This window comes from Methylocella sp. (assembly GCA_037200525.1).
Classification (GTDB): domain Bacteria; phylum Pseudomonadota; class Alphaproteobacteria; order Rhizobiales; family Beijerinckiaceae; genus Methylocapsa.
On the sequence record JBBCGG010000001.1, the window covers coordinates 4,609,940 to 4,621,552 of the forward strand.

Below are 11,613 nucleotides of genomic sequence, written 5' to 3' on the forward strand. Positions count from 1 at the left end.
GGTCGCAGCTAGGACGAAGCATCGAAGCTGTCGAGCGGGAGTTCCAGGATGTTCCAAATTAAGAGCACGTTTTTTGTCGTCGCCTCCATGGGGCTGTTGCTGTCAACTGGAGCGTGGGCCTTTGACGCCGGGTCATCGCCAGCTCTTGTGAATGGCGAGGCTCAGTCAAAGTCCCAGATTCAAAAAGTGAATTTGCCGACAGAGCTCAACCGCGAAATCCCAACGACGCGAACATTGGTCAAAGACCCGACGGAAGAACGCCCCGGCACGATCACGATCGACACCAAAAATCGCTATCTCTATCTGTCGATGGAGGGCGGCGAGGCGATGCGCTATGACGTCGGCGTCGGCCGCGATGGTTTCTCCTGGCAAGGCCGCGCTTATATCGGCCGCCGCGCCGAGTGGCCGACCTGGACTCCGCCTTCGGACATGCTGAAGCGCCGTCCTGATCTGCCCAAAGTCATGCAAGGCGGCATCGAAAATCCGCTCGGCGCCCGCGCAATGTATCTCTACAACAATCACGGCGACACGATGTATCGCATTCACGGCACCAATGAGCCGGATACGATCGGCCAAGCGGTGTCCTCGGGGTGCATTCGCCTCCTCAACAAAGACATCGTCGATCTCTATGAACGCATCAAGGTCGGTGCGATAGTTGTCGTTCTTTAAATTCCAATAGAGTTTTGCATGCGTCAGCGGCCCTTGCGGCCGCTGATTGCGTTTGAGGGCGGCTCATTCAGAATTCCCGCGCCCCTGCGCCGAAATAGATGCGAGGCTCGTCGCAAAACGGTCGGTTCCGACCAACGAACCTGGAACGAAGGCATCGAATGCGGCCCAGAATTGCTCGCGAAAGGAGTCCCTCTCCATCATTATTTCGTGGCGGGCGTGACGTAGCGTTATGCAGCGTCCGGCCTTGAGTCGGCTGGCGAAAGCCTCCGTCGCCACCGTGTCGACCACGGCGTCGGAACCGGCCGCGAGAATCAAGACAGGGGTCAGAATCCGGCGCGGATATTCGGCATCCTCGAATCGGCGCATGAGCCTGAAGGCTGCCGCCGCCCAGCCAATCGTCGGACCGCCAATCGCAAGGTCCGGAGCGACCGCCGCTAATTCTGCGGCGCGGGCGTAGCGGGTCGGATCGGAGGTCAAGACATTCCCTGCGAAACGATGCAGGAGGTAGGGTTTGGGGCCGCCGGCCCCTGGCGCGAAGGCGCGCCCGAATCCCACTAGGGCAAGACCCCGCGCGAGCGTGCGCGCGACGCGCCCGAAGCGGCGCCTCTGCAGGCCGATCATCGGCGCGGTCAAGACGATGCGCTCGAATGCCGAACGGCCGGCGCGGGCCTGCTCCAGAAGAACGGCTCCCCCCATCGAATGGCCAAGGGCGAAGAACGGCAGCCGTCCAAAGGGTTCAAGGACGTGGCTTCGCAGCGCGTCGAGATCGCGCTGATAGGCCGCAAAATGTGCGACATGACCTTTAGCTGAATTGGAAACAAGGCGGTCGGAGCGCCCCTGCCCGCGCCAATCCAGCGCGACGACGTCAAAATTCCGATCCAGCAATTGTCCGATGACCTCGAAGTATTTTTCGATGAATTCGGCGCGCCCCGGCAGAATCGCAATCGTGCCGGCGCAGGTCCCGGCGCAGCTCCAGCGCGCCGCGCGCAAATTTAGCTTGTCCCGCGTCGGGATGCTCATGACAATGGCGCCGGGAGGCGCCGGATTGGCGGCGGTCGTGCAAAGCTCCATCGCATCGCTCACTTTTATGGCCTCTATTTCAAGGTCGCCGGTCCGGCGGGACATGCTGACGCTAAAGTCTTGGCAGCAGACTTGACAGTCTTGTTCCGCTTCTTGGCTTTTTGATATCCCAATTCTCAAGTTGCGTTCGCTAAAGCCTCTTGCAACGGAAAGCGCGATCCCTACATCAGTCCTGTGCGGGCCGCTTCGGGACGCGCATATGCCGGGACTTGCTGGATTAGATCCTTAGTCAAGTCTCGTGTCGCTTCAAAACGTGTCGCTTCAATTCAAGGAGGATATGCAGATGCGTCAGTTTGATCTTTCTCCCCTCTATCGCTCGACCATAGGGTTTGATCGCCTGTTTAACATGCTCGATCAGGCTGCGGGCCTCGACGCCGCGCCGAGCTACCCGCCGTATGATATCGAACGCACGGGGGAAGACGCCTATCGAATTTCGATCGCCGTCGCCGGGTTCGCCGAAAAGGAACTTGCTGTCGAGACCAAGGATAACACATTGAGCGTTCGTGGTTTGCGTTGCCCTCCGAAGGAAGGCGAGCAGACTAAGGCAGAGATGCTCTATCGGGGCATAGCCTCGCGCGCGTTTGAGCGCCGGTTTCAGCTTGCCGATCATGTTCTCGTAACCAGCGCCAGCCTCGAAAATGGCTTGCTCCATATCGATCTGCTGCGCGAAGTTCCGGAGGCGCGCAAGCCGCGTCAGATTCCGATCGGCACATCCCATGCTGAGGCTGGTCCCCAGGTCGTCTCAACGCAAAAAGCTGCGTAATTCAGCTGGCTCGCTTCAGCGGGTCCCAAAACGGGCGCCTCCATCGGGGGCGCCTTTTTTACGCTGTCGCCGGCCGAGTCGTCGCCTGCGAAAGGGGACCGTCTCAAGCTGCGCTGACCAGACTTATGAACCGCTCCACATCGGCCTCCGGCGTCGCGAAAGATGTCACCAGCCGGGCGAAAACTTCATCTTCCGCCAGCGGGTCCTCGCCGAAATCGCGGGAGGTCCAATCATAATAATGCACGCCCGCAGCCCTCAGCGCCGCATGGGTCTTCCGCGGCAAGACCGCGAAAACCTCATTGATCTGGCGCGGCCAAGGCAGCCGCACGCCGGGAGCCTGCGCCAAACCTTGCGCCAAGCGAATCGCGCGCGCGTTCGCGGTTGAAGCGTTCTCCAGCCAATGGTTGCCGTCGAGATAGGCGATCATTTGCGCGCCGAGAAAACGCCCTTTCGACATGGTGTGGCCGCTACGCTTGCGTTGAAACGGCAGGGATTGGGCTTTACCCGAATCAAAAACGACCACCGCCTCGCAAGCGAGCGCGCCATTCTTGGTCGCGCCCAAGGACAGAACGTCGACGCCCGCTTTCCAGCTCATCTGCGCTGGCGTGCAATTCAGGGAGACCAGCGCGTTCGCAAAGCGCGCGCCGTCCATATGGACGCTGACCCCAGCTTCATGCGCAAGTCTGGCGAGTTCCTCCAGCTCGGCGCGGGTGTAGAGCGTGCCGCATTCGGTCGCCTGCGAAAGCGACAAGGCGGAAGGCTGAACCTGTTTCACGGAACCGCGTGGAAAAGCCGCAAACGCCGTGGCGAGATCCGCCGGCGCCATCTTGCCAGCGCGGCCGGGGATGCCGACAAGTTTGGCTCCGGCCGTGAACATTTCAGGCGCGCCGCATTCATCCTCCATGATATGCGACCCCTTGTGGCAGAAAATCGCTCCCCACGGCGGGCAGAGCGCGCCCAGCGCCAAAGCATTCGCCGCGGTGCCCGTGGCGACCAGATAAACGGCGACCTCGGTTTCGAAAACGGCGCTGAGACGTTCGGAGGCCTTAACGCTAAAAGGATCTTCCCCATACGCCGGAGACGCGCCCGCATTTGCCGCCTTGATCGCCGCGAAGATGGGTTCGCTCACGCCGGCGGTATTGTCGCTGGTAAAATTCATTCCGATTCAATCCCGCAAAGTAGAGAGGGGCCGGCAAGTTTCGAAAGAGGAACGCCATGCCGCAGGCTCGATAGCATGAACGGCGCGCCGGCCTCTACGGCAAAGACGCGCAGGCTCACGCTCGAAGGCCAGCGCTCAAAGGCCGTGTCGGACGGCGTATTATTTTGGATTTGCTCCAAAATCGACGGCTTCCGCCTCTTGTTAACGGCCGCGAAATGCCATATTTTCCTATCCGTATAGGACAGTGCTGCTGACGTGTCTTTTGGAAAGCGGCGCTTGACTTCACGCTCACTTCATGGCTTGGCGCTTGCATAGGTTGCGACTATTGCACGGTCGCGCCTATGAAACCCCACAGGTTCGAAGGCCCCTTGGTCGGCGAAGCAACAGGCCCGCAAAAACTGCGCCAAAGCGATCAAAGGGACCAATGCCGAAACAAAGCGATGCTCTTCAGCGCGCAAGGGCCAAAAACCCGTCAAGATCGCCGAGAGGCCGGCTTTTGGCGAATGATATCCCCGCCTCATATCTGCGACATGTGTGAGAGAGCTAGATAATGACCGACCCGATCTCCAATCTCGCGCCTCGTTACGAAAGCTCTCGCGACCCAGGTCTGCCCGCGGACCAAGGTCTCTATTCTTCCGCCAACGAACATGACGCCTGCGGGGTTGGTTTCGTCGCCAACATGCACAATCAGAAGTCGCATGAAATTATCGAGATGGGTCTCCAGATCCTGCTCAATCTCGACCATCGCGGGGCGGTCGGAGCCGATCCCAAAGCGGGCGACGGCTGCGGCATACTGGTTCAGATTCCGCATGATTTCTTCGCTGAGAAGACGCGCGAACTTGGCTTCGAATTGCCGGCCCCGGGCGAGTACGCCGTTGGCGCGATGTTTCTTCCGCGCGATCCCGAAGGCCGCAGAATCGTCGAAGAGATCGTTGAAAGAGTGATCGCCGAAGAGGGTCAGATCTTTCTTGGCTGGCGCGACACGCCGATTGATTCCTCAGACCTTGGCGAAAGCATCAAGCCGAGCGAGCCCGTCAGCCGGCAGATTTTCATCAAGCGCGGACCGTATGTCGAAGACCAGACCGTCTTCGAGCGGCGGCTTTTCATCCTGCGCAAAGTGATCTCGAATACAGTCTACAATCTGAGCGACCCGCGCACCCCCGGTTTTTATCCCGTCTCGCTGTCATCCCGGACGCTGGTCTATAAAGGCCTGCTGCTGGCGCGGCAGCTCGGCCAATATTACAGAGATCTCGCCGATCCGAAATTCGCATCGGCGCTGGCGCTGGTGCATCAGCGCTTTTCGACCAATACTTTTCCGACCTGGTCGCTGTCGCATCCGTATCGGATGGTCGCCCATAATGGCGAAATCAATACGCTGCGCGGCAACGTCAACTGGATGGCGGCGCGGCAGGCTTCGGTCGCATCCGGCCTCTTTGGCAACGACATCAGCAAGCTGTGGCCGATTTCCTATGAAGGCCAGTCGGATACCGCCTGTTTCGACAACGCGCTCGAATTTCTCGTCCAGGGCGGATATTCGCTCGCCCACGCGATGATGATGATGATCCCGGAGGCCTGGGCCGGCAATCCGTTGATGGATGACGCCCGTCGCTCCTTCTACGAATATCACGCCGCCATGATGGAGCCCTGGGACGGCCCGGCGGCGGTCGCTTTCACCGATGGGCGCCAGATCGGCGCGACGCTCGATCGCAACGGGCTGCGCCCGGCGCGCTACATAGTCACCGATGACGGGCTGGTGGTCCTTGCTTCGGAGGTCGGCGTCCTGCCGATTCCGGAGGAGCGCATCATCGCCAAATGGCGGCTGCAGCCGGGCAAGATGCTTCTCGTCGATCTGGAGCAAGGCCGCATCATCTCCGATGACGACATGAAGAGTGAGCTCGCGACATCGCATCCTTACGCCGAATGGCTGAAGAACACGCAAATCGTGCTTGAGGATCTGGCTCATGTCGAGCCGCGCTCGACCCGCACCGACGTGTCCTTGCTCGATCGTCAGCAGGCGTTCGGCTATACGCAAGAAGACCTGTCCGTGTTGATGTCGCCGATGGCGGTGACCGGGCAGGAAGCGGTCGGCTCGATGGGCACGGATACGCCGATCTCGGCGCTGTCCACGGTCTCAAAGCCGCTGTTCACCTATTTCAAGCAGAACTTCGCGCAAGTGACCAATCCGCCGATCGACCCGATCCGCGAAGAACTGGTCATGAGCCTTGTGTCCTTCATCGGGCCGCGCCCGAATATTCTGGATCATGAAGGCAATTCCAAGCGCAAGCGACTCGAAGTCCGCCAGCCGATCCTGACCAACAGCGATCTCGAAAAAATCCGTTCGATCGGTCATTTCGAGGAGGCCTTCGACAGCAAGACGCTCGACATTACCTATAAGTCCGACATGGGCGCCGAGGGCATGAAGGACGCCTTGAACCGTCTCTGCGATCGCGCCGATCAGGCGGTAATGGGCGGCTTCAACATCATCGTCCTGTCCGATCGTCTCGTTGGTCCAGATCGCATCCCGATCCCGTCGCTCCTGGCGACGGCCGCCGTGCATCATCATCTGATCCGCAACGGATTGCGCACTTCCGTCGGCCTCGTCGTCGAGACCGGCGAGGCCCGCGAAGTGCATCATTTCGCACTGCTCGCCGGCTATGGCGCCGAGGCGATCAATCCTTACCTCGCGTTCGAAACCCTCGTTGCTATGGCGGATGACTTTCCCGACGAGGTCGACGGCTATGAAGCGGGCAAACGCTTCATCAAATCGGTCGACAAGGGCTTGCTAAAAGTCATGTCGAAAATGGGCATTTCGACCTACCAGTCCTATTGCGGCGCGCAGATTTTCGACGCCGTCGGTCTCGCCGAAGACTTTGTCGCGCGGTACTTCACCGGAACCGCGACGCGGATCGGCGGCGTCGGCCTCGCGGAGATCGCCCAGGAAACGGTGCGCAGGCATCAGGACGCCTTCGGCGATGCGCCAGTCTATCGCAACGCGCTGAACATCGGCGGCGACTACGCCTTCCGTACGCGCGGCGAAGCGCATTCATGGTCGCCGCAATCCGTGACGCTGCTGCAGCATGCGGTGCGCGGCAACAATCTGGAAAGCTACAAATCCTACGCCGCGCTTCTCAACGACGAGAGCGAGCGTCCCCTGACCATCCGCTCGCTGTTCCGCATCAAAACCGCGGAGGAAGACGGCCGCACGCCCGTGCCGCTCGACGAGGTTGAGCCTGCCGCCGCGATCGTTCGCCGGTTCTCGACGGGCGCCATGTCTTATGGCTCCATCTCGCGCGAAGCGCATACGACTTTGGCGATCGCCATGAATCGCATCGGCGGCAAATCCAACACCGGCGAAGGCGGCGAGGAATCCGATCGCTATAAGCCGCTTGCCAACGGCGATTCGATGCGGTCGGCGATCAAACAGATCGCTTCGGGCCGCTTCGGCGTCACGACCGAGTATCTCGTCAATTCCGACATGATGCAGATCAAGATGGCGCAAGGCGCAAAGCCTGGCGAAGGCGGTCAACTGCCAGGCCATAAGGTCGATGCGGTGATCGCCAAAGTGCGTCACTCGACCCAAGGCGTTGGCCTGATTTCGCCGCCTCCCCATCATGACATCTATTCGATCGAAGACTTGGCGCAGCTCATCTCCGATCTCAAGAACGTCAACTCGCAAGCCCTCGTCTCGGTCAAACTCGTCTCCGAGGTCGGCGTCGGCACAATTGCGGCCGGGGTCTCGAAGGCTAGAGCCGATCATGTCACCATCTCCGGCTTCGAAGGTGGCACGGGAGCGTCTCCGCTTACCTCGATCAAACATGCAGGCGGCCCGTGGGAGATCGGGCTCGCCGAAACGCAGCAGACCTTGGTTCTGAACCGGCTTCGCTCGCGCATCGCCGTCCAGGTCGACGGCGGATTGCGCACCGGGCGAGACGTCGTCATCGGCGCGCTTCTCGGCGCCGACGAATTTGGTTTTGCAACTGCGGCGCTGATCGCCACGGGCTGCATCATGATGCGCAAGTGCCATCTGAACACCTGCCCGGTGGGCGTCGCGACGCAGGATCCGGTGCTGCGCAAGCGTTTCGTCGGTCTGCCCGAGCACGTCATCAATTTCTTCTTCTTCGTCGCCGAAGAAGTTCGCGGCCTGATGGCGCAGATGGGCTATCGCAGCATCAATGAGATGGTCGGTCAGATGCAGATGCTCGACAAGCAAAAGGCGATCGCGCACTGGAAGGCTCGCGGGCTCGATTTCTCGAAATTGTTCCACAAGCCGCAGGCGGCGCCGGATCAAACAATCTATCATTCGATCCCGCAAAATCACGGACTCGACAAGGTTCTCGATCGCAGCCTGATAGAGAAGGCCAAGGCCGCCATTGAAACCGGCGCGAAAGTCACGATCGAGACCCCTATCCGCAACACCGACCGCACTACCGGCGGCATGCTGTCCGGCGAGATCGCGCGGCGCTATGGCCACGCAGGACTGCCGGCCGGAACCATCCAAATCCTTGCAAAAGGAACGGCGGGGCAGAGCTTCGGCGCATGGCTCGCCGCCGGCGTCACGCTCGAACTCGAGGGACAGGCGAATGATTACGTCGGTAAGGGATTGTCCGGCGGAAAGATCATCATTCGTCCTGCGGCGGCGATGAAGATCGCTGCAGCCGATGCGATCATCGTCGGCAATACCGCGCTCTATGGCGCGATCGCCGGAGAGTGCTATTTCAGCGGCGTCGCCGGCGAGCGCTTCGCGGTGCGCAACTCCGGGGCCGTCGCGGTGGTCGAAGGCGTCGGCGATCACGGCTGCGAATATATGACGGGCGGCGTTGTCGTCGTCATTGGCCGGACCGGGCGTAATTTCGCCGCCGGCATGTCGGGCGGCATCGCCTATGTGTTGGACGAGGATGACGACTTCGCCGCGCGCTGCAACCAGGCCATGGTCGAGCTTCAACCTCTCGCCGAAGAAGAAGAAGTGATGCAAACGAGCTATCACCAGGGCGGAGATCTCGACGCCCATGGCCGCGTCGACGTAATGGATGACATGACGCGCTTCGACGCCGAACGTCTACATCAGCTGATCACGCAGCACGCCGAATTTACGGGCTCAGCGCGGGCTCGGCTGATCCTGGACAATTGGGGCGACTACAAACAAAAATTCCGCAAAATTATGCCCGTGGAATATCGCCGCGCCATTGAGGAAATGAGACTGGAGCAGGATCAGAAGCTTCTCGCGGCAGTGGGGATTTGATCGGCGCGTCAGCTGAGACAATGCCGCCGGGATGGTTGGTTTCCCACTTGACGCAGCCGCAATTTCCGTCTGTTCGTCGAGTTCAAAAACCAGTCATCGTGGATTTTGCGCGATCGCGTCCGGTAGAGAGGCTTTTATGGGTAAGGTGACAGGATTCTTGGAAATCGACCGACGCGATCGGCGCTACGCGCCGGCCTCCGATCGGATTCGCCATTACAAGGAGTTTCTGATCCCGCTCTCGGAAGAGGCGACGAAGGATCAGGCCGCGCGCTGCATGAATTGCGGCATTCCTTTTTGTCAATCTGGCTGTCCCGTCAACAATCAGATCCCAGACTGGAACGATCTTGTCTATCGTTCCGATTGGCAAGAGGCTGCGCGCAACCTTCATTCGACCAATAATTTTCCTGAATTTACCGGCCGCGTCTGCCCTGCGCCTTGCGAAGCCTCCTGCACTCTCAACCTCAACGACAATCCCGTAACGATCAAGACGATCGAATGCGCGATCATCGACCGCGCTTTCGCCAATGGTTGGGTGACGCCGGAGATCGCCACGGTCAAAACAGGCAAGAAGATCGCCATCGTCGGCTCCGGTCCAGCCGGGCTTGCCTGCGCGCAACAACTCGCCCGCGTTGGGCATGAAGTGCATCTCTACGAGAAACACGGCAAGGCCGGCGGCCTGCTGCGCTATGGCATTCCGGACTTCAAGATGGAGAAACATTTGATCGACCGGCGCGTCGATCAGATGCAGGCGGAAGGCGTCAATTTGCATGTCAACGTCAACGTCGGCGTCGATATTGCTGCATCTGCCCTGCTCGACGATTTTGATGCAGTCGTCCTTGCGGGCGGCGCGGAGAAGCCGCGCGATCTTCCCATTCCCGGCCGCGATCTTTCCGGCGTATATTTTGCGATGGAGTTCTTGCCGCAGCAAAATCGCCGGATAAGCAAAGAACCGGTTCAAAGCAACGAACCAATTTTAGCGGCGGGCAAACATGTCGTCGTGATTGGCGGCGGCGACACCGGCTCCGATTGCATCGGCACTTCAATTCGCCAGGGCGCCCTTTCGGTGACGCAACTCGAGATCATGCCGCAGCCGCCTGAAAAGGAAAACAAGCTGCTGACGTGGCCGAATTGGCCTTTGAAGCTGCGCACGTCCTCTTCCCAGGAAGAGGGAGCCAAACGCGATTTCTCGGTGCTGACCAAACAGTTCATTGGCGAAGACGGCTTCGTCAAAAAAATCGCTTGCGTGCACGTCGACGAGAAAATGCAGGAGATTCCCGGCAGTTCTTTCGACCTGAAGGCAGATCTCGTCTTGCTCGCCATGGGATTCGTTTCGCCGGTGCATGAGGGACTTTTGGAAAGTCTAGCCGTGACGCTCAATGCGCGCGGCAATGTCGCCGCCGATCAGTTGACCTACAAGACCTCGCTCGCCAAGGTTTTCACCTGTGGCGATATGAGGCGCGGGCAATCCTTGGTCGTGTGGGCGATCCGGGAAGGCCGGCAAGCGGCGCAAGCAGTGGATACGTTTCTGATGGGCTCCAGCCTGCTGCCAAGATAGGGCGCAAGACCCCGCCCCGTTCGACGTGCCTCAGCGCAAGCCATGAGGCTTGATTTCGGCGGGCGCCGGTCTGGGCGACCATCGTCCAAAGTCGGGCGGACCCGACTTTGAAAAAGTCATCCCAAAGCGCGAATGCTCGCAAACCGGACCATGAGGGACTGTGGCGCCCCCCGCACCTCTCGCGCCTCGTCAAGGCCGGGGGGCGGCGTAGGGCTCCAACCAGGGGCCAGATCCCAGATCAGTTCACAGAACAACCACCCGTGCGCCGACGCCGACGCGCTGATAGAGATCAATGACGTCGGCATTCATCATGCGGATGCAGCCTGAAGACACGGCTTTTCCTATCGTATCAGGCTCATTTGTGCCGTGGATGCGAAACAACGTATCCTTGTTGCCCTGAAACAAATAGAGCGCCCTCGCGCCGAGCGGATTTTCAAGACCGCCATCCATGGATTCCGGCAAATCCGGGCGGCGCTTCAACATTTCCTTCGGCGGAATCCATCGCGGCCATTCGGCCTTGCGGCCTACCCGGGCTGTGCCCTTCCACTCAAACCCCTGACGTCCGACGCCAATCCCGTACTGGATCGCCTCCCCGTTCGGCTGGATCAGATAAAGATGCCGCGTGCGCGTATCGACAACAATGGTGCCTGGCGGCTCATTGGTCGGGTTGGCGATGCGCGCGGCCGTCCTCTCGTTCGGATTGACTCCAAGCTCGAGATCGCCGCGGTCCGAAGGTCCGCCATAACCAGGCTCACGGTAAGCGGACTGCCCCCTTGGCTGGGCATAGGAAGATCCGCCCCCATAATATTGATCGTAATAGTTGTCCTGTTGGCTCCCCGCGTAAGGGCGCCCGCCATAGGGCTGCGCGGGCGGTCCGACGGGGGCGTCGGGGTAAGCCGGATAGGCGTAAGGCGGATAGGCGGGATAGGCCTGATAGCCGGAATAGCTTCGCCATTGGGCGAACGCTGGGGCCGGCGCCAGCGTCATCAAAGCGACGACCGATATGGCCAAGCTTGCGACGAAAACGGTCAACGTTGCGCTACGCATGATGAAACCCAGGTTCACTACGGCCCAGGAGGATGGCACGCGATACGGCCAAAGAAAACTGCAAAAGCGGCAATGGCCTTCACGATCGATGTGATGATCGA

General features: G+C 60.1%; 7 protein-coding genes. 4 read left to right on the plus strand and 3 right to left on the minus strand.

Annotation, left to right across the window (positions count from 1 at the left end):
* The first annotated feature begins 48 nt into the window (after nucleotides 1-48).
* On the plus strand, nucleotides 49-669 hold the full coding sequence (locus tag WDN46_22715; GenBank protein MEJ0096118.1) for a L,D-transpeptidase: 621 nt from the start codon (nucleotides 49-51) through the stop codon (nucleotides 667-669).
* 63 nt (nucleotides 670-732) lie between these two features.
* Here WDN46_22715 and WDN46_22720 read toward each other — a convergent pair whose 3' ends face one another.
* The gene (locus WDN46_22720; protein MEJ0096119.1) at nucleotides 733-1,794 is read right to left on the minus strand and encodes an alpha/beta hydrolase; all 1,062 of its coding nucleotides are present in this window, start codon (nucleotides 1,792-1,794) and stop codon (nucleotides 733-735) included.
* A 238-nt stretch (nucleotides 1,795-2,032) separates the two neighbouring features.
* Here WDN46_22720 and WDN46_22725 point away from each other — a divergent pair, with 238 nt between their 5' ends.
* Nucleotides 2,033-2,512 carry an Hsp20 family protein gene (locus WDN46_22725; protein MEJ0096120.1) on the plus strand — a complete coding sequence of 160 codons (480 nt, stop codon included), beginning with the start codon at nucleotides 2,033-2,035 and terminating at the stop codon, nucleotides 2,510-2,512.
* A 103-nt stretch (nucleotides 2,513-2,615) separates the two neighbouring features.
* On the opposite strand, the gene WDN46_22730 is transcribed toward WDN46_22725, so the two are convergent.
* On the minus strand, nucleotides 2,616-3,671 hold the full coding sequence (locus WDN46_22730; GenBank protein ID MEJ0096121.1) for a beta-eliminating lyase-related protein: 1,056 nt from the start codon (nucleotides 3,669-3,671) through the stop codon (nucleotides 2,616-2,618).
* A 550-nt stretch (nucleotides 3,672-4,221) separates the two neighbouring features.
* Between WDN46_22730 and gltB the strand changes: the two genes are divergently transcribed.
* Entirely contained in the window at nucleotides 4,222-8,910 is a 4,689-nt protein-coding gene (gene gltB / locus WDN46_22735) for a glutamate synthase large subunit (protein MEJ0096122.1), read from the plus strand.
* 136 nt (nucleotides 8,911-9,046) lie between these two features.
* Entirely contained in the window at nucleotides 9,047-10,465 is a 1,419-nt protein-coding gene (locus tag WDN46_22740) for a glutamate synthase subunit beta (GenBank protein ID MEJ0096123.1), read from the plus strand.
* 243 nt (nucleotides 10,466-10,708) lie between these two features.
* Here WDN46_22740 and WDN46_22745 read toward each other — a convergent pair whose 3' ends face one another.
* Nucleotides 10,709-11,476, minus strand: coding sequence for a L,D-transpeptidase (locus WDN46_22745; GenBank protein ID MEJ0096124.1), 768 nt, complete (start codon nucleotides 11,474-11,476; stop codon nucleotides 10,709-10,711).
* Nucleotides 11,477-11,613: the final 137 nt, after the last annotated feature.

Coding starts and splice junctions, on each gene's coding strand:
- WDN46_22715 (MEJ0096118.1), top strand. CDS start 49: ATGTTCCAAATTAAGAGCACGTTTTTTGTCGTCGCCTCCATGGGGCTG.
- WDN46_22720 (MEJ0096119.1), bottom strand. CDS start 1,794: ATGTCCCGCCGGACCGGCGACCTTGAAATAGAGGCCATAAAAGTGAGC.
- WDN46_22725 (MEJ0096120.1), top strand. CDS start 2,033: ATGCGTCAGTTTGATCTTTCTCCCCTCTATCGCTCGACCATAGGGTTT.
- WDN46_22730 (MEJ0096121.1), bottom strand. CDS start 3,671: ATGAATTTTACCAGCGACAATACCGCCGGCGTGAGCGAACCCATCTTC.
- gltB (MEJ0096122.1), top strand. CDS start 4,222: ATGACCGACCCGATCTCCAATCTCGCGCCTCGTTACGAAAGCTCTCGC.
- WDN46_22740 (MEJ0096123.1), top strand. CDS start 9,047: ATGGGTAAGGTGACAGGATTCTTGGAAATCGACCGACGCGATCGGCGC.